The sequence below is a fragment of the Pseudomonas parafulva genome (genome assembly GCF_002021815.1).
Lineage (GTDB): Bacteria > Pseudomonadota > Gammaproteobacteria > Pseudomonadales > Pseudomonadaceae > Aquipseudomonas > Aquipseudomonas parafulva_B.
In genome coordinates, this window is the sequence record NZ_CP019952.1 from 2793588 (window position 1) to 2811447 (window position 17860).

The following is a 17860-nucleotide window of genomic DNA, read 5'->3' on the forward strand; positions in this document are numbered from 1 at the left end:
TCGGGTCAGAACTGGCGCATAAATGGCAGTCAGTCTCACATAGTCCGTTTGGTTCTTTTCATATGCAAAAACATCACTTTTGCGCATAAATACAACCTGCTATGGTGCCCCGGCTCCGAACCGGAGTGCGCGGCCGTGCGCGCGAATAGCTGCATGCCTGAGACAGGACTTTTATGTACGTATATGACGAATACGATCAGCGGATCATCGAGGACCGCGTCAAGCAGTTCCGTGATCAGACCCGCCGCTACCTGGCCGGTGAGCTGAGCGAGGAAGAATTCCGCCCGCTGCGCCTGCAGAACGGCCTATACATTCAACGATTCGCGCCGATGCTGCGTGTCGCCGTTCCTTATGGCCAACTCAATGCCCGGCAGGTGCGTACCCTGGCCAAGATCGCCCGCGATTACGACAAGGGCTACGCGCACATTTCCACCCGCCAGAACGTGCAGTTCAACTGGCCGTCCCTGGAAGATATCCCCGACATCCTGGCCGAATTGGCGACCGTGCAGATGCACGCCATCCAGACCAGCGGCAACTGCCTGCGCAACACCACCACCGATCAGTTCGCTGGCGTTGCAGCCGATGAAGTCATCGACCCGCGCCCCTGGTGCGAGATCGTCCGTCAGTGGACCACGTTCCACCCGGAATTCGCCTTCCTGCCGCGCAAGTTCAAGATCGCCATCAACGGTTCGAAACAGGACCGCGCGGCCATCGAAGTGCACGACATCGGCCTTGAGCCGGTGCGCAACGACGCTGGCGAGCTGGGTTTCCGCGTCCTGGTCGGGGGCGGATTGGGCCGCACGCCGGTGGTCGGTTCGTTCATCAATGAGTTCCTGCCCTGGCAGGACCTGATCAGCTACCTGGACGCTATCCTGCGCGTCTACAACCGCTACGGCCGCAGGGACAACAAGTACAAGGCGCGGATCAAGATTCTGGTCAAGGCCCTGACACCCGAAGTCTTCGCCGAAAAGGTCGAGGCCGAAATGGTCCACCTGCGTGGCGGCAGCAGCACGCTGACCGAGGCGGAAGTGCAGCGCGTGTCGCGTCACTTCGTCGATCCGCAGTACCTGGCGCTGGACGATGTCGACTACAGCGCCTTGGACAGCGAACATCCAGGGTTCGCGCGCTGGCGCTCACGCAACACCCGCGCCCATAAACGCCCTGGTTACGTGGCCGTGACCCTGTCGCTCAAGCCCACCGGCGTTGCCCCAGGTGACCTCACCGACAAGCAGCTCGACGCCGTAGCCGACTTGGCAGAACGTTACAGCTTCGGCTTCCTGCGCACCTCGCACGAGCAGAACATCATCCTGGCCGACGTCGAGCAACGCCAGCTGCATGCCCTGTGGCTGGAGCTGCGCGAGAGCGGATTCGCCACCCCGAACATTGGCCTGCTGACCGATATCATCTGCTGCCCAGGCGGTGACTACTGCTCCCTGGCCAACGCCAAGTCGATCCCCATTGCCGAATCCATCCAGCGTCGTTTCGACGACCTGGACTACCTGTTCGACATTGGCGAGATCGACCTGAACATTTCCGGTTGCATGAATGCGTGCGGTCACCACCACGTCGGTCATATCGGCATCCTGGGCGTGGACAAGAAGGGCGAAGAGTTCTACCAGGTATCGCTGGGCGGCAACGCCGCGCGCGACGCCAGCCTTGGCAAGATCCTGGGCCCCTCGTTCGCCCAGGACGACATGGCCGATGTGATCGAGAAGCTGATCGCCGTCTACGTCGAACAACGCACTGAAGAAGAGCGTTTCATCGACACGTACCAACGCATCGGCATCGACCCCTTCAAGGAACGCGTGTATGCAGCGAATCATTAAGCACAACCAGATCGTCGACGAAACCTGGCACCTGCTGCCTAAGGAAACTTCGTTCGACGAACTGACCAACTGCGACGACTACATCGTGCCCCTGCAGATGTGGCGCGACCATGCCCATGCCCTGAAAGCCCGCGACGGTGGCCTGGGCATCTGGCTGGACAGCGACCAGGAGGCTGAGGAGATTGGCGAGGACGTCCAACACTTCCAGGTCATCGCCCTGAATTTCCCTGCCTTCACCGACGGGCGCAGCTATTCCAATGCGCGCCTGCTGCGCGACCGCTACGGCTACAAGGGTGAGTTGCGCGCCATCGGCGATGTGCTGCGCGACCAGCTGTTCTTCATGGCCCGTTGCGGTTTCGATGCATTCGCCATCCGCGCCGACAAGGACCCCGAAGACGCCCTGCAGGGCCTGAAGGACTTCTCGGTCACCTACCAGGGTGCCACGGACCAGCCGCTGCCTTTGTTCCGCCGGCGCTGAGCCCGTTGTTCGTCACGGCCGTGCACCTGCCACGGTCGTGACGGGCAGCCCCCACACTCGACCACACCGGTACTCCGCACACATCAGCATTGTTGTCGCCGACGCAATTATGAAGTCTGCCTGGTGATGATTCTCGCTTTGTCCCAGGCACGCTACGCTTTTCGGACACATTCATGCCGAGGAGTCGAGCAATGTCCCGTCCACCGCTGCCACCTTTCACCCGCGACAGCGCCATTGAGAAAGTCCGTCTGGCCGAAGACGGCTGGAACAGTCGCGATGCTGCCAAGGTGTCGCTGGCCTATACCCCCGATACCGTATGGCGCAATCGCGCCGAGTTTCCCCGTGGGCGAGCCGAGGTTGAGGCTTTTCTGACCCGCAAATGGAACCGCGAGCTTGATTATCGGCTGATCAAGGAGCTTTGGGCCTTCACCGAAAACCGTATTGCCGTGCGCTATGCCTATGAGTACCGCGACGACAGCGGCCAATGGCACCGGGCATATGGCAACGAGAACTGGGAGTTCGCCCCGGACGGGCTGATGCACTATCGGCACGCGAGCATCAACGAGCACCCAATCGCAGAAAGCGAGCGCAAGTTCCATTGGCCGCTCGGCCGACGCCCTGATGATCATCCGGGCCTCAGCCAGTTGGGGCTCTGAACCACGGCTAAGCGCACAGGGGCGCTTTGAGGCCTGCAAGCGGTGTACAGTAGCTGCACAACAACATCGCCAAGGAGCCCGCCCATGACCGTGACGCTGTCACCGCTGCATATCGATTGCGACTTCGATTCTGGCAACATCGAAGTCATCGACGCCAGCAATCCTGCCCAGGTCCGCCTCGCCATCCGGCCGGACACCCACAGTGGCCACTACCAGTGGTTTCACTTTCGCGTCAGCGGCCTGACGCCTGGGCAGAAACACCGGTTCAGCCTCGACAACGCTGCTGGCTCGTCTTACAAGAATGCCTGGACTGGCTACAACGCCGTGGCCTCTTACGACCAGCAGGCCTGGTTTCGGGTGCCCAGCCAATTCGATGGTACCGCCCTGAGCTTCGAGATCACGGCGCAGCAACCGCAGATCTGGTTCGCCTACTTCGAGCCCTACCCCCGTGCACGCCACAATCAACTGATCGAACGTGCGCTCGCCCTCCCCGGCATCACATTGCTGGCCAGCGGCCGCAGCGTCCAGGGTCGCGACATACCGCTGCTGCGCGCAGGCGACGGTGCAGCGGGCAAGCGCAAGGTGTGGTTCATCGCCCAGCAACATCCCGGTGAGCACATGGCCGAGTGGTTCATGGAGGGGCTGATCGACCGTTTGCAGGCTGGCGACGCCACTGTCCAGCAACTGCTGAGCCGCGCTGATCTGTACCTGATTCCTAACATGAACCCTGACGGTGCCTTCCTGGGCCATCTACGCACCAATTACGCCGGCAAGGACCTTAACCGCGCCTGGCAGGACGCCAATGTCGAGCTCACTCCGGAAGTGTTCTTCGCCCAGGCGCAGATGAAACAATATGGTGTGGACGCCTTCATCGACGTGCACGGGGATGAAGAAATCCCCCATGTATTCACTGCCGCCTGCGAGGGCAACCCAGGTTACACAGCCCGCCTCGCCCACCTGGAAGAAACCTTCCGCAACACGCTGATGAGCCTGACGGCAGACTTCCAGACCACCCATGGGTACACCCGTGACGCGCCAGGTAAGGCCAATACGACGTTGGCCTGCAACGCCGTGGGGATGGCGCACGACTGCTTGTCACTGACCCTGGAGATGCCGTTCAAGGACCACGACGATGCCCCCGACCCGCGCACGGGCTGGTCAGGGCTGCGCTCCAAGGCATTGGCGAGCGCCGTATTGGATACGCTCGCCGCGATGGTAGACGACCTGCGCTGAGCCTTCTCTCAGAACTGGACGTCCAGTACCACGCTGTCCGAGTAGCTCGCCGCCGGCGGCGTAGCCTGGTCGGTATAGACGCGGGCGTTGTAGTTGAAAACCTGACTGCCAGTGCCAGTGCCTATGCCCGGGTTGACGTCGGCATCGGCACTGGCCCGCCTGGCGCTACCGCTCGCGCCCCAGCGAACGGTGCCTGCGCCCTTGTAGATGTCGTACGCCAGGTAATTGTTGGCAGCCGACTTCATGCGCCGCCGCCCGCTCAGCACGTTCTGCCCATCGCTGAGCCCGACGCTGTAGGCACTGCCTTTGGTACAGGAAACGCTCAGGCTCTGGCTGACCGTTGCGAAGGCGCTGACCACAGGCGCAGAACCGAAGTTGATATTCGGCGTAACGATCTGGCAATCATTGGTCACCGTCAGGCTGACGGTCAGGTACTGGGTGCCTGATCCGGTATCCCGCCCGATGCACAACCCGCCCAGCGAAAGCCCTTCACAATAGTTCCAGGTCCAATCCAGCTTGAGGGTCTCCTGATAGAGACCTGCCGCCACGTTACTCCCGATCTGGGTGCGAAGGTACAACGGTACAGTCTTGGGCGTACCGTTGAGCAAGCCCAGCAGGTCGAGGATACCCGTGCGTCCGTACTCGAATGCAACACCGCGGCTGATGGGAAAGTTGGTGGTGGCATCGGCGTAGAGCGTATACGGGATGACATCCCCTGTAGGGCCAAGCACCCCCCCCGTGGACGGCTGTACCGTCAGCTTGAACGAGTCGGTGTTGCTGAGCACGCTCAATACCGTGCCATTGCACTGTAAACCGGCGTTCGCCGTGGATGCTGTCTGCACGGCGGTGCGAACCTGGGTTGAATTGAGGGCGCCGAACAGAGCGGGCGCGGTGGCCACCGACGCGCACTTGGCCAGGGCAGGCTCTGCGCAGAGCGCTAGAAACCCTGCGCAGAGCCAGGCTTGATGGCGGCTCACTTGCACACCAACGGCCCAATCAAAGGGATCGAGCCGGTGCTTTCTGGCAGGGTGAAGTCGACCTCGCACTGCCCTCCCCCCGCCAGTTCGACCTGCAAGCGGTTAGTGGCCTGCAAATTTTCCAGGTAAACCAGCCCATCCCACCCCACCACGGCCTGGGCGCCGCTTTGCACGTGTCTGACGCGGCTCCCCAGGCTCAGCGGTCGCTGATTGCCATCCACCAGTTCCAGGCTGGCTGCCTGCACCTGCTTGAGTTCGAAGTCGAGCAGATAACCGCTGCCACGGCGTACGGCAACGCGTTGCTCGACGTGCGGTGCCAGAATGTCAGGCGGCAAATCCATCGGGTCTATTTCATATTTGCCTCGGTAGTAGGCACTGCTATAGGGCACAAGCAGGTGACCGCGTTTGTCGGTGCGGCCTACCGGCTGGTTTTCGTATCGCACGGGCACATCGGCGTAGCCAGAGGTGCTGACCACGACGAACGCATCATCGATGCGGTTGGCCGCGAACAGGCCGGCGTCCATCCACACGATCGAGCCGCTGGCATCGGCCCACCGGGTCATTTCTCCACTGCTGCCGTAGACACCCGCCTGCAGCTGGACCGACTGCAGGCGCCAGGTGGCGTCGGCCTGGCGGTAAGCCTGGCGATCGCTACCGGTGGCATACCCGAGGTTGTAGCCCACCCCGGTGCCCACCGGAACCGCCCGGCTGTAGTTGACCCGCTGCTGGTGCTGGCCGTCTTTATTGCGTTCGATGCCCAAGGCCAGGGTGCCGGTCATGTCGAACGGAATCACCAGTTGCGCCTGCGCCGCCCATTGGCGATCACCCACCTCTCGGTTAGCAGAGAAGTAAATACTGCTGTTGCCCCACAGGGGCCTGCTGTAACTGAGGTTGATCAAACGTGTGCGGGTGCCGTCCCCGGCGCGCACATCGAAATAACCGGCGCCCAGGTTCCCGTACTGGTTGAGGTTCAAACTCAGCGTCACCTGCTCGCTGCTCCTGCTCAGCTGCATGTCGCGCCGGTCGATGCGGGTTAGGTCGGCGTAATCGCCATGGCGTTGCAGGCGCTGGTAGCTGAAACCCAGGCGTTGACTGTTGTATTGATAACCCAGGGCGATTTGCTGACCTTGGTTGCCTTCCAAACGGCTTTGGGCAAGTGCAGCATTGAGCACCCCGAACTGCCCTAGGCGCATGTTCGTCCCCAGGCCCCCGAGCATCAGGGACTCGGCCGTTTGCGCATGGGCCTCCAGCGTGAAGGTATCGCTCAGGCCGTGGCGCAGGCTGGCCGAGGCCACGCCTGGGCCGTATCCGAAGTCGCGCACCCCATAGTCACGCCTGAGACTGCCGGCTGCCACCGCATAGTCGGTCAACCCTTTTTGCAACAGGCTGCTGGTCACATAGAACGGCAGGGTCGTGGACACTTGCCTGCCCAGGGTGTCAGTGGTCACCACCACTGCCTCGCCGGCACCGTTGATGAAAGGGACGTTGGTCAGGGTATAGGGGCCAGGCTGCAACTCGGTGGTGCTGGCCCGGTAACCATTGATGAAAAGCTCAAGGGACGTTGGCACGGCCGCTTCGCCTGCGAAGGCGGGCAACGGGTAGGTCACAAGGTCTGGCCGGGCAGCAAAATCCCTGGATAGCTGCAGCCCGCCCAGGCGCACTGAGCTACTCCAGGGCAAGGCGGCGGTGATCAGGTCACCGGCCTCGACGGTCAGCATCCGTTGCTCGTCGGTGAAGCGCCAGGTGGTGTCGTAACGCAGGAATCCATCACCCGTGCCACTACGCGTCACGCCGTTGAACGAGCGCCGCCACTGGCCAGTGCTGGACACGGTCCCCCAGCTGTCGAACACGCGTAGTTCATTCCAGGCGGCGAGGTAGGTGCCGCTGTCATCGGTATCGTTCAGGTACAGGTCATAGTTGAACAAGGCACCGAAGCTGCTGCGCGCATCGGTAGGCGGGTAAAGCGTGCGCTCACCGACTTGCTGGTCCGGCAACCAGCCTGGGGGCACATCCAGCCGCAGTTGCTGGTTCTGGCTGTCATATTCGGCATGCATCCCAGCAACGGCGTCCAGGGCCACGTCGCCTGAGGGGTCGCCGGGCAACGCAAGGCCTGCTGCGCGCAGCACGTCACTGCCTATGTAAAGGCGCCCGGCCTTTTGCTGCACCGGCACCAATTCAGCCTTTGGCATCTGGTTCACCGTGAGGTCCAGGTACAAGGTGGCATCGGCAACCGCCGACAGCTCCGTTGGCGGCGGCGGCAGGTCGTCTGCCAGCACCAGGGTAGAACCGGCCAGTGCCAGCCCCAGATACCCCAGGCGCTTCGTCGCGAACCTCTTCACGCATCGGTCCTGACCATTGCCGGGCCCTCCCTGGCCCTGTGACTTGCCTGTAACTTATCGACCCTGGTTGATGACGGCCGCCTCGCCCTGGCCGTTGACCCGGCCCTTGAGTGTTCCACCGGCCCCCACGGCCAGCGGCGCTGGCCAGCGCATGCTGGCCCCGGGCAGTACATAGCCCAGCAGCCCTTCTGCAACTGGTTTGGCCTGGTTGCCTTGCTGCACCACCACATCGGTCAGGCGTGCATGCACCGGGCCGGTGTTTCGCAACTCGATGTACGGCTTGCCCTGTATCATCACCGGCTGCCAGGTCAGCTGGGGCTTGCCTACACCCTGCTCGTTGCGCTCGCCGTTCGGGTCCGGGCGGCCCCACAAGCCTTCCCCGTAGACGAACAGCGGCACCGAGTAGCGCATCTGCAGGCGAATTGCGGCCGTGGTCCCGGCCTCGGCCTTGTCCACGGGCACTGCGGGGGGAATTTCGTCGATGATGATGCGGTAGGCCTGTTCCTGACCGGCAGGTGCCGCACCTGTGCGCGTCAGGCGAATGAGCTGCTTCTGACCGGGTGCGATAGTGGCCACCGGCGGGCTGCCGATGATTTCACGTTGTGCGCTGAACTGCTCCTCGAAGCGCCCCTGACGCCAGGCAAATACACGCACTTGAAGGCTTGCCGCCGCGGTCCCGCGATTTTCCAGCCACAGCGCCCCTGCCTTCTGCCCCGCTTCCAGCACAGGGTCAATGGGCCAGATCAGTACCGACGTGGCGGCTAACACCGGCTGGCCAGCCACGCTGCACATCAGCAACAAGGCTCGGATCCATTTGCTGCGTTCTCTCATGAAGCCCTCCTTGGACGGTATGGTGGCGAATCGACCGGTCACCAGGTCAATGTCACCTGGACCACGTCGGTATAAGTACCGGCAGGCACCGTTCCGGGTAGTTGGAGCCTTCCGTAGACTGGCAGCCTTACCGCTGCAGGGTCGGCATAACTCACGTTCACGTTTTGCCCAATGCCGATGCCCTGCGCCAACGCAGCATCCTGGTACAACTGGTAGGGCACTACCTGCGTGCCTCCCGTACGCTTGAGGTTGCGCACGCCTGCGTTCGCGTTCTGGCCAGCATCCAGGCTCATGCTCAGCACTACCCCTGGCGTGCACTGCAGCGTCACGCTCGAACCGCCCAATGCCGTACTCAGCACGGCCGTGGACAAGGCTGACTGCGTACCGTAGTTCAGAGTGCCGTACTGCGTGGCGCCCCCTATGACCAGACAACCGGCGACAACTTGCGCATTTACCGCGAAGGTACTGGTGGTGGCCGCACCCAGGGGGCCAGCCAGCATCAGCATGCACCCGGCAACGGTCCCTGCACGCCAAACGCGCATGCCTCAGAACGACAGCTCGACGGCGACGGTGTCGGTATAGACCCCCGCGGGCAGACCTGCCTTGCCACGCGCCTGCCCATAGAGGTTGACGGTTTGCGCGACCCCGGTGCTGGTCGGCAACGTGATCGTGCCGTCGATGGCCAGCAACTGCGTGCGCCCCGCATCGGTATAGAAGTCATAGGGAACGAAATTGCCGGCGCCGTCTGCCAGAGCACGGGTGCCCCCGGTGGACTGACCATCGTGGGCGCCTGCGCGTACTCGAATGGCCGGCACCGTGCCCGCTGAACACAGCACACTCAGTGCCCCGCCGCTGCCGCCGAGCACCTGCGCGTTGGCCGTACCGAACAAGGCATCCTGAGTGCCGAAGTTCAGGCTGCCGAAATTCAGGCCCGAGGTGCCTGAGCTGCCGTTGACCTGGCAAGCCGCAATCAGGGTCAGTGTCGAGTTTATGGTACCGGTGACGGTGGCTGCCGGCGCCTGGGACGCCAGCGCCATGCCCAGCCCGGCGAGGATGCAGCGTGAGAGGTGGGTTCGCATCGATATCTCCTTGATGGGTTACCAGTCCAGGGTCACTCTGAGGGTGTCGCGATACAGGCCAGCGGGTAGCGCACGAGGCTGTGCGACCAGCACGCCATAGATGGGAATGGGCATCTGCCGGGTGCTGCTGATGACGAAGGGCCGAGCCTGGCCGACCGGATAGTGGCTGCGGCCAGCAGGATCGACGGCCAGTTGGTAAGGGATCAACTCGCGCCCATTGCTCAGGCGGCGTATCCCGTCGTCGCCGTTCATGCCCGCATTGATGCTCACCCTGAACGCACGCACTTCAGGCGTGCAGCTGATCTGCAAGCTGCCTTGGGTGCCGACGTCATCCACTCGACTGCGCACGGGCTCTTCCCAATTGGGGCCTCGGGCACCGAAATCCATCAATCCAGGGTTGGCCAGTGTCGCCGGTTGCGTTTCATCGCTGCTGATCTGGCAAGCAGCGCTGATGATCAGTTGCGCCTGGATGAAACCGGTGCTGGTGCCGTGCGCCGCCCCGCCCGGTACGATCAAGGGACCAAGGGTCAGCAGCAGCATCGAGGAACGGTTCATGGCCTCACGTCCTTGTGCATGGGTTGACCTACCAGGTGACCGTCACTTTGAGCATGTCGGCATACCGCCCTGCTTCAGGGGCCCAGGCCAGCTTGTCCAGCCTCGCGTACAACGGCAGGTCGACCCAGCCGCTGCCAGGCACCCGTGATGATTGCGGCTCATCGACCAACATCGGCTGCCGCCCGGCCGCATCACGAAATAACCGGTAGGGAATGGGCCTGGCGCTGGAGCCTGACATGGCTAGGAACCGCACCGCTCCGCTCCGCTCCCACCATGTTGGCCAGCGTCCACGCTTACCTGATAGGGCGTGTCCGGGTTGCACTCCAGCCGCGGCACTGAAGGCCCCAACAGCGTTCCACTTCGAGATGCTTGCGGGCCATCCAATCGTGACACTGCACCAAAGTCGATGCGCCCGAGTGCCTGTGCTCCCGCCTCCCGGGCAGGGTTGACGAGCATGCAGCCGCGCTCCACCAACACCCTCACTTCGACCAGAAAATCTGCCGCCACGGCACTGCCGACTGGCAGCAGGCCCACAAGCGCGGCAAACAAGCGATTGTTCACGTTAGCGTCCCTGCTTCAACACTCGTTTCAAGCCTAGCAGCGGGCTCACCTTCGAACCGGCCGACACGCCTGTTTTTTGGTATTAGCAAAAAAGCAGTAACGGCCATGGCAAGATCTGGACAGCGCGAAGCAGCCTTCATGCAAAGTGGGTTCAACGGCCAAGCACGGCAGGCGAGGCGATATTCTGATAGGGTATATCACCATTATCCTGCCCCAGACTCTTGCGGCATGCAGGGTCCCAAATGACAGGAGCGTTTTCTTCGATGACCACCGACCGAACCCTTGCACAGGCGATCGAACGCTGCGCTCAAGAGCCCATTCAAGTGCCGGGTAGCGTTCAGCCTCACGGTTTTGTTCTGGTGCTCGACCCCGAGCATCTGCAGGTCCTACAGGCGAGTGAAAACATCGTGCAGTGGCTGGGAACGCCCGCCGAATCGGTGCTCGGTTGCAACTTCGGCGAAATCGTCCAGGCCGGCTTTGACTTGCGCCAGCAGTTGGCGAGGCTGCCGGAGGACGAGGTCTTTCCTTTCCATATCGGTGATGTGCGCTTGCACGACACGGCACCTTGCCGGAAGGAGCTCCATCTGCTGGTACACCGGCACGATCAAGTGCTAATCGTCGAGTTCGAGCCGCACAGAGTGCCCGAGGACCTGACGGCCCAAGGTGATTACTACCCATTGGTGCGCACCTTCGTCAGCAGCCTGCACCTGGCGGGCAGCCTGGAAGAGTTGTTGCAGCAGACCGTGATTCAGCTCAAGCGCGTGACCGGCTTCGGACGGGTCAAGGCCTATCGCTTCGATGCCGAGGGCAATGGCCAGGTACTGGCCGAGGTTGCCGACGCAGGTTATCCAAGTTTCCTGGGCCTGTGCTTCCCTGCCTCGGACATACCGCGTCAGGCGCGTGAGCTCTATCGGGTCAACCGCATCCGCGTCATCGAAGATGCCAACTATCAGCCGTCTCCCTTGATACCGCCACTCAACCCAACCACCGGCAAACCGCTGGACATGAGCTTCACGAGCTTGCGTAGCGTATCGCCCGTGCACCTGCAATACATGCGCAACATGGATACGCTGGCATCGATGTCATTGTCCATCGTGGTGGATGGCAAACTGTGGGGACTCATTTCGTGCCATCACGCACAACCGCGATCGGTGGCCCTGCGCACACGTACCGCTTGTGAACTGCTGGCCAGCGTCCTGTCCCTGCAGATCGAATCCCGTGAAGCCCATGCCCGCACTCACCAGTTACTGGAGTTGCGGCGGTACATCGTGCGGATGATTTCTTCCATGGCCGACCACGATAGTGTCAGCGAAGGCCTGCGTACGTTGCCCGATGTGCTCCTGGCGTTTGCAGGTGCTCAAGGCGCTGCGATCATTTCTGCCGAGCATTGCGAGCTGATCGGAGCTGTCCCGCCAGAGGCACAGGTCAATGCGCTGGTCCATTGGCTAGCCCGCCAAGGTGAAGATGTTTTCCAGACGGATAATGTACGCCGTGACGTCAGCGAGCTGCCCGAATTGGCCGAGCATGTCGGCGGCGTACTGGCAGTGGCCATCTCTAAAATCCACTCGCACTACCTGCTGTGGTTCCGCCCCGAACAGGTGCGTAGCGTCCAATGGGCTGGGCAGCCTACCAAGGAAGTCGCACCACTGGGCAACCTCGCGCCTCGCCATAGTTTCGAACGCTGGCAGGAGCAACTGCACGGTTACTGTGCACCCTGGGACCCGTTGGTCATCGAGGGCGTAATGGAGTTGCGCAATGCGGTCCTGGGTATCGTGCTGCGCAAGGCTGAAGAACTGGCGCAGATGGCCAACGAATTGCGCCGCTCCAACAAGGAGCTCGAGGCATTCTCGTATAGTGTTTCCCACGACCTGCGGGCGCCCTTGCGCCATATCGCGGGGTATACGGAATTGCTGGGCGAAATGGAAGGCGACGGTTTGAGTGAACGGGGCAAAAGGTTCTTGCAACACATCGGCGAAGCGGCGCATTTTGCCGGCAACCTGGTCGACAATTTGCTACATTTCTCGCACATGGGCCGCTCTGCCCTGCGCATGTCGGAAGTGGACCTCAACGCTCTGGTCGAAGCCATTCGCGCTGAACTGGCACCCGACTACGCCGGGCGTGAGATCATCTGGGACATCGCGCCGCTGCCCCGGGCCTACGGCGACCCGGCATTCATCAACCTGGCATTGAACAACCTGGTGGCAAATGCCATCAAATACACCCGTGGACGGACACCTGCCCGCATCGAGATCACAGCAGTGCAGCACCCAACCGAGACCGAGGTCTGTATCCGGGACAATGGCGTGGGCTTCGACATGGCCTATGCCAGCAAGCTGTTCGGCGTCTTCCAGCGCTTGCATCGCATGGAGGATTTCGAAGGCACGGGCATTGGCCTTGCCAGTGTTCGCCGCATTATTGAAAGGCACGATGGCCGTGTCTGGGCCGAAGGCCAGATCGACAAAGGCGCCAGTTTTCATTTCACTTTACCGCGCCCATCCGCGACACACTGAGGTACCGCACCTATCATGCTCAAACCCATCTTGCTGGTCGAGGACAACCCTCGGGACCTGGAGCTGACACTCCTGGCACTGGAGCGCAGCCAGTTGGCCAACGAAGTCATCGTGCTGCGCGACGGCGCAGATGCCTTGGATTACCTGTTGCGCCGCGAGGCCTACGCCGACCGCGACGACGGCAACCCTGCCGTGATTTTGCTCGACCTCAAGCTGCCGAAAGTCGATGGGCTGGAGGTACTGAAGGCGCTGCGTGCCTCCCCGGAGCTGCGCAGTATTCCGACCGTGATGCTGACCTCGTCCCGCGAAGAACCCGACCTGCTGCGCGCCTACGAACTGGGCGTCAACGCTTATGTGGTCAAACCCGTCGAGTTCAAGGAATTCGTTGCCGCCATTTCCGACCTGGGCATCTTCTGGGCGGTACTCAACGAGCCTCCACCCGGCTCGTTGCGCCTGAACCGTCGCGGCAACTGAGGCCTGCACCACGATGCAGTCTACCCCGCTGAATCTACTGATGGTCGAAGACAGCTCGATGGACGCCGAGCTCACCCTGATGCGCCTTGAGCGCAGCGGTCTGCGCATCCAGTCTCACCTGGTCTTCGATCACAACGGCGTCGAGCATGCCCTTCGCGAAGGGCGCTATGACCTGATCCTGTGTGATTGCGTATTGCCTGGGTCATCCGGCACCGAAGTGCTCTCGATCGCCCAACGCCTGGCCCCTGATGTGCCCTTCATTTTCCTCTCCGGTATCTACGGCGAGGAACATGCGGTAGAGATGATCCGCCTGGGCGCCACCGATTACGTGCTCAAGAAAAACCTGCCGTTGTTGCCCAAGGCAGTGCGCCGTGCACTCACCGAGGTGCAGGAGCGCCAGCGCAGACGCCGCGCCGAAGAGGCCTTGGCGGAGGTGGAAGCACGCGCGCGCATTGCTATCAACGCTGCGGGCATGGGGACCTGGGACTTGAGGCCCCAAGAGGGAGTGCTGGCGTGGGATGAACGCTGCAAGGCAATGTTCGGCCTGCCGCTGGACACCGAGATGAGCCTGGAGGTGTTCTACGCTGGCATTTATCCAGACGACGTGGAGATGGTTCGCAAAGCTGTCGACCTGGCCATGCTCCCGGAAAGTGGCGGCAACTATCGCATGGAGTTTCGCATCGTGCCGCCCGATGGCCAGGAGCCCCGGTGGGTCCTGAGCAGTGGCCAGAGCCAGTTCGTCGACGGCAAGTGCGTACGTTTTTCAGGTGTTCTTCAGGATGTTCACACCCAGCGCGTGGCCACCCAGGCATTGCGCCAACTCAACGAAATGCTCGGCGAGCGTGTCGAACGACGTACCCGCGAGCGCGACCGTGCCTGGGAGCTCTCCCAGGACCTGCTGGCCGTGCTCAACCACGACCTGACACCGGTGGCGCTAAACCCAGCCTGGGAAGCCAGTCTGGGCCTTTCGCGTGAACGTTTGAGCCAGTCGTCGCTGTTGCACCTGCTACCAGAGGCGGATCAGGAACTGCTGCTAACCGAACTGGCGTCCCTGGCCCATGGGCGCACCAGCGCGCGGTTTGTGGGCCGGATTCTTCACGCAGGTGGCCAGCAGCGTTGGCTGTCGTGGGTTGTGGTACCCGAGGACACCCTGCTCTACGTGGTCGCGCGGGACATTACCAGTGAGCGTGAAACGGCAATGGGTTTGGCCGAGGCCAATGCCCGCCTGCGCGAACAGATCAGCGAGCGTGAGCGTATCGAGGCCGCCCTGCAACAGATGCAGCGTCTGGAGGCTGTGGGCCAGCTTACCGCGGGCGTGGCCCACGACTTCAACAACTTGCTGACTGTGATCCTGACTGGGGCGAGCTTTCTGGAGCGCGACCTGGTGAAAGCCGATGTCGAGAAGGCACGAACCAGGCTTACTCACATCAGGGAAGCGGGTGAACGCGGCGCCAAGCTGACCTCGCAATTGCTGGCATTTTCCAGGCGCCAACGGCTCGAACCCGTGCCGCTGAACCTGAACCGCACGCTTGATGGACTCGAAGAACTGCTACGCCGCACCCTGGGCGGCAATGTCTCTGTACGCCTGGATCTGGACAAATCACTCTGGCAGGCGCTTACGGACCCGACCCAGACCGAGATGATCATCCTGAACCTAGCGATCAACGCCCGCGACGCCATGCCCGAGGGCGGCCAGCTGACCTTGTCCACACGCAACACGCGCATCGATGACTTGCCACGCCGCCCGGAAGATCCAGACCCTGGCGAGTACGTCATGATGAGCATCCGCGACACGGGGTGCGGCATGAGCGAGGAGGTACTGGCCAAGGTCTTCGAACCGTTCTTCACCACCAAGGACATCGGCAAGGGCTCCGGCCTGGGCCTGGCGCAGGTCTTCGGGTTTGCCAAGCAGTCGGGCGGCGGGGTGCGCATTGATACCGCACCGGGTAGAGGCACCGAAGTGGCCGTCTATTTGCCTGCGGTGAAGGATCAGGTCGTGAGCGAACCGGAACCGCTGCCATTGACCCATACCATCACCGAGAGCGGCTACAACCGTAATGTGCTGCTGGTGGATGACGACCATCTGGTGCGCGACATGCTAGGCGATGTCCTGCGTCAGTATGGGTATCAGGTTCGCCAGGCACACAGCGGGGAGCAGGCACTGGCCCTGCTGGACGATGATATCGACTTGCTTCTCACCGACTTCGCCATGCCTGAGTTCAATGGCGCTCAGCTGGCCATGGCGGCCAGAGAGCGCTACCCCAACCTGCGCGTGGTGTTCCTGACGGGTTATGCGGAGCTCCAAGGGCTGGACTTGCCCGATAGCCTGGTCATTCAAAAGCCGGTACAAGCTGACGAACTTGCCAGGGCACTGAACGAGATGCTGGGTACAGCGAGCTGACGCATAGGTTGAGGATCCGCCAGGGACGGCTTTTGAAAAGAGGCGCTTTGCAGGATGCGCCTCTCGATCAAAGGAAATCTGCCGGAAAATTGCGAATCTCAGAAACGACGAATTCAGCGCCGGTAGCCCATGCACTGAAAATAGAAATGTAGAAAATGGCAGGGGCGGCTGGATTCGAACCAACGCATGGCAGGATCAAAACCTGCTGCCTTACCGCTTGGCGACGCCCCTGTATCGGATGCAGCTGAAGCTGCTCTGACAACTCCAAGTAACTGACAACGCGTTGTTGTCTTGGAATGCGCGGCACTTTATCAACAATGTTGGAGCTTGGGAAGCCCTCTGTTAAAAAAATTACCGAAAAACAGCGAGTTAGTCGTCAGCAACAATGCGGCAATACCGTTCGTCGCATTCCTGCCCCTTCTCGTCAACGCAATCGCAAACCTTCATTCCAATGGTTATCGCCACCGTCATGCTTCTGGAGGATGCCATGCCTGTTTCACACGATCTGTATCAAGACCTGCACTACCCTCGTGAAATCGTTCAACAACGCCGTCAGACCGATAAAGCCCTGGACCGCTTGCTCGACGAATATGTCGACATTGACAACCAGGTGCTGGCGGCCGAATCCATCTCGGCAGGCAATTTCGAGGACGAAGACCTTCGCCGTCTCAAGGAGCGCCGGTTGACCGTGAAGTACATGATCGAGCGTCAACTGCAACCCAAGGCATAAGGTGCCCGGGTGCGGTGACCTATCGCAGCAGGTGATCACTGACGGTCACTTTCTCGATTGGTCATACAGCCAAGGCTAGTGCAAGATTCTCGCTACCGTCTGTTACAAGGAAACGAGCCTTTGCCCGCCTGGATACCTGCCCCGCTGCGCCACCTTGGCAAGCGCTTTAGTCACTGTGCAGCAGCGCCCAGTAATGACTTGGCTGGCGCTTTCGATGACAAGGCCCGCCGATGCGGCTTTACGCTTAGCGAGAGTCAACGTCAGGCCATCACCTGCATATCGCAGCAGGTTGAACAGCACAGAGCGGGGCACGCTACGGGCGTGTACCTGCACGGCCCGGTCGGTCGTGGTAAAAGCTGGTTACTCGATGGCTTCTTCCAGTGGGTGCCCAGCCCAGCCAAGCTGCGCTGGCACTTCCATGATTTCTTCGCCCGCTTGCATCAGGGCGTGCATCGCCACCAGGCAAGTGGTGACGCCATCGGCATCACGCTCGACGAATTGATCGGACAGAACGACATCCTGTGTTTCGATGAATTTCATGTGCATGACATTGGGGATGCCATGCTGTTGACGCGGTTATTCGAGGCCCTGTTCGCACGGGGCACATTGCTGGTGCTCACCAGCAACTACGCACCTGAAGGGTTGCTGCCCAATCCGCTTTACCACCAGCGATTCCAGCCTGTGATCGACCTGATCAACCACTGCATGGTCATCAAGGAAGTCGGCGGTAAAACGGACTTTCGCAGCCTGCCGGCCAACCGTGCACTGCAACGCTTCACGCAGGGCCGTTACATCTGGCCCGGTACCGATATGCAGCGCCAGTCCCTGCACATGCCGACGACCCAGGGCGATACCCTCATGGTCAATAATCGTCCGCTACGCCTACAGGGCGCTGAGGGCGACCAGATCAGGTTCACTTTCGAAGACCTGTGCGAGCAGCCCACAGCCGTGATCGATTACCTGGCACTTGCCCAGCAATACTCCCACTGGATCATCGAAGGCCTGGGCGACCTGGGGACATGCTCGCTTGCTGCCCAGCAGCGTTTCGTCAACGTGGTCGACGTGCTCTACGACCAGGACCGGCAACTGACTCTCATTGGCTCGCGCCCGCTGGCAGAAAGCCTTGAGGGATCGCTTGCAGACCTGATGCGCACGCGTAGTCGCCTGGGCCAGCTACAGCAAGTGGGCCCCGCCGGCGCCGAAAGCTGAA

At 61.6% G+C, this 17860-nt stretch carries 15 protein-coding genes, 1 tRNA gene and 1 pseudogene; 9 read left to right on the forward strand and 8 right to left on the reverse strand.

The features are described 5' to 3' along the window. Positions 1 to 173 precede the first annotated feature (173 nt). The 4 genes from B2J77_RS12550 (at position 174) to B2J77_RS12565 (ending at position 4193) form a co-directional block, all read left to right on the forward strand. The gene (locus tag B2J77_RS12550) at positions 174 to 1826 is read left to right on the forward strand and encodes a nitrite/sulfite reductase (protein ID WP_078478774.1); all 1653 of its coding nucleotides are present in this window, start codon (positions 174 to 176) and stop codon (positions 1824 to 1826) included. Further along, positions 1810 to 2304, forward strand: coding sequence for a DUF934 domain-containing protein (locus tag B2J77_RS12555; RefSeq protein ID WP_027914639.1), 495 nt, complete (start codon positions 1810 to 1812; stop codon positions 2302 to 2304). Before B2J77_RS12550 ends, B2J77_RS12555 begins: the two co-directional genes overlap by 17 nt. Before the next feature lie 191 nt (positions 2305 to 2495). Continuing rightward, the gene (locus tag B2J77_RS12560) at positions 2496 to 2960 is read left to right on the forward strand and encodes a DUF1348 family protein (RefSeq protein ID WP_058637368.1); all 465 of its coding nucleotides are present in this window, start codon (positions 2496 to 2498) and stop codon (positions 2958 to 2960) included. 84 nt (positions 2961 to 3044) lie between these two features. Further along, positions 3045 to 4193, forward strand: a complete 1149-nt coding sequence (locus B2J77_RS12565; protein ID WP_078478775.1) for a M14-type cytosolic carboxypeptidase — start codon at positions 3045 to 3047, stop codon at positions 4191 to 4193. 8 nt (positions 4194 to 4201) lie between these two features. Here B2J77_RS12565 and B2J77_RS12570 read toward each other — a convergent pair whose 3' ends face one another. The 7 genes and pseudogenes from B2J77_RS12570 to B2J77_RS12600 form a co-directional block, all read right to left on the reverse strand. Further along, positions 4202 to 5170: a spore coat U domain-containing protein gene (locus B2J77_RS12570; protein WP_078478776.1), complete on the reverse strand. Its 969-nt coding sequence runs from the start codon at positions 5168 to 5170 to the stop codon at positions 4202 to 4204. After that, a complete protein-coding gene (locus tag B2J77_RS12575; RefSeq protein WP_153302532.1) occupies positions 5167 to 7464 on the reverse strand; it encodes a fimbria/pilus outer membrane usher protein in 2298 nt (765 codons plus the stop codon). Before B2J77_RS12575 ends, B2J77_RS12570 begins: the two co-directional genes overlap by 4 nt. A 99-nt stretch (positions 7465 to 7563) precedes the next feature. Beyond that, entirely contained in the window at positions 7564 to 8340 is a 777-nt protein-coding gene (locus B2J77_RS12580; protein WP_078478778.1) for a molecular chaperone, read from the reverse strand. Between the two features lie 38 nt (positions 8341 to 8378). Continuing rightward, the gene (locus tag B2J77_RS12585) at positions 8379 to 8882 is read right to left on the reverse strand and encodes a spore coat U domain-containing protein (protein WP_058603836.1); all 504 of its coding nucleotides are present in this window, start codon (positions 8880 to 8882) and stop codon (positions 8379 to 8381) included. Between the two features lie 3 nt (positions 8883 to 8885). Continuing rightward, complete coding sequence (locus tag B2J77_RS12590) at positions 8886 to 9419, reverse strand: spore coat U domain-containing protein (RefSeq protein ID WP_058603835.1); 534 nt, start codon at positions 9417 to 9419, stop codon at positions 8886 to 8888. A gap of 18 nt (positions 9420 to 9437) precedes the next feature. Then, positions 9438 to 9974, reverse strand: a complete 537-nt coding sequence (locus B2J77_RS12595; RefSeq protein WP_058637373.1) for a spore coat U domain-containing protein — start codon at positions 9972 to 9974, stop codon at positions 9438 to 9440. Between the two features lie 28 nt (positions 9975 to 10002). Further along, positions 10003 to 10535 (reverse strand): annotated as a pseudogene (locus tag B2J77_RS12600) (spore coat U domain-containing protein). Between the two features lie 263 nt (positions 10536 to 10798). Here B2J77_RS12600 and B2J77_RS12605 point away from each other — a divergent pair. From B2J77_RS12605 to B2J77_RS12615, 3 genes are read left to right on the forward strand one after another with little or no spacing between them, the layout of a single operon-like run. Then, entirely contained in the window at positions 10799 to 13045 is a 2247-nt protein-coding gene (locus B2J77_RS12605; RefSeq protein ID WP_058637374.1) for an ATP-binding protein, read from the forward strand. Between the two features lie 15 nt (positions 13046 to 13060). After that, a complete protein-coding gene (locus B2J77_RS12610; protein ID WP_027914629.1) occupies positions 13061 to 13519 on the forward strand; it encodes a response regulator in 459 nt (152 codons plus the stop codon). A gap of 13 nt (positions 13520 to 13532) precedes the next feature. Continuing rightward, complete coding sequence (locus B2J77_RS12615) at positions 13533 to 15920, forward strand: hybrid sensor histidine kinase/response regulator (protein ID WP_058637375.1); 2388 nt, start codon at positions 13533 to 13535, stop codon at positions 15918 to 15920. Between the two features lie 156 nt (positions 15921 to 16076). Here B2J77_RS12615 and B2J77_RS12620 read toward each other — a convergent pair. Next, positions 16077 to 16151: transfer RNA gene (locus B2J77_RS12620), tRNA-Gln, on the reverse strand. 256 nt (positions 16152 to 16407) lie between these two features. Between B2J77_RS12620 and B2J77_RS12625 the strand changes: the two genes are divergently transcribed. Both B2J77_RS12625 and zapE read left to right on the forward strand, forming a co-directional pair. Continuing rightward, positions 16408 to 16650 carry a DUF465 domain-containing protein gene (locus B2J77_RS12625; RefSeq protein ID WP_058637376.1) on the forward strand — a complete coding sequence of 81 codons (243 nt, stop codon included), beginning with the start codon at positions 16408 to 16410 and terminating at the stop codon, positions 16648 to 16650. Between the two features lie 120 nt (positions 16651 to 16770). Beyond that, positions 16771 to 17859, forward strand: a complete 1089-nt coding sequence (gene zapE, locus B2J77_RS12630) for a cell division protein ZapE (protein WP_078478779.1) — start codon at positions 16771 to 16773, stop codon at positions 17857 to 17859. Position 17860 lies beyond the last annotated feature (1 nt).

Excerpts from the sequence above, each read along its gene's own strand:
- B2J77_RS12605 (WP_058637374.1), top strand. The coding sequence starts at position 10,799 with ATGACCACCGACCGAACCCTTGCACAGGCGATCGAACGCTGCGCTCAA.
- B2J77_RS12610 (WP_027914629.1), top strand. The coding sequence starts at position 13,061 with ATGCTCAAACCCATCTTGCTGGTCGAGGACAACCCTCGGGACCTGGAG.
- B2J77_RS12625 (WP_058637376.1), top strand. The coding sequence starts at position 16,408 with ATGCCTGTTTCACACGATCTGTATCAAGACCTGCACTACCCTCGTGAA.
- B2J77_RS12590 (WP_058603835.1), bottom strand. The coding sequence starts at position 9,419 with ATGCGAACCCACCTCTCACGCTGCATCCTCGCCGGGCTGGGCATGGCG.
- B2J77_RS12580 (WP_078478778.1), bottom strand. The coding sequence starts at position 8,340 with ATGAGAGAACGCAGCAAATGGATCCGAGCCTTGTTGCTGATGTGCAGC.
- B2J77_RS12585 (WP_058603836.1), bottom strand. The coding sequence starts at position 8,882 with ATGCGCGTTTGGCGTGCAGGGACCGTTGCCGGGTGCATGCTGATGCTG.
- B2J77_RS12560 (WP_058637368.1), top strand. The coding sequence starts at position 2,496 with ATGTCCCGTCCACCGCTGCCACCTTTCACCCGCGACAGCGCCATTGAG.
- B2J77_RS12555 (WP_027914639.1), top strand. The coding sequence starts at position 1,810 with ATGCAGCGAATCATTAAGCACAACCAGATCGTCGACGAAACCTGGCAC.
- B2J77_RS12615 (WP_058637375.1), top strand. The coding sequence starts at position 13,533 with ATGCAGTCTACCCCGCTGAATCTACTGATGGTCGAAGACAGCTCGATG.
- B2J77_RS12565 (WP_078478775.1), top strand. The coding sequence starts at position 3,045 with ATGACCGTGACGCTGTCACCGCTGCATATCGATTGCGACTTCGATTCT.
- B2J77_RS12550 (WP_078478774.1), top strand. The coding sequence starts at position 174 with ATGTACGTATATGACGAATACGATCAGCGGATCATCGAGGACCGCGTC.
- B2J77_RS12595 (WP_058637373.1), bottom strand. The coding sequence starts at position 9,974 with ATGAACCGTTCCTCGATGCTGCTGCTGACCCTTGGTCCCTTGATCGTA.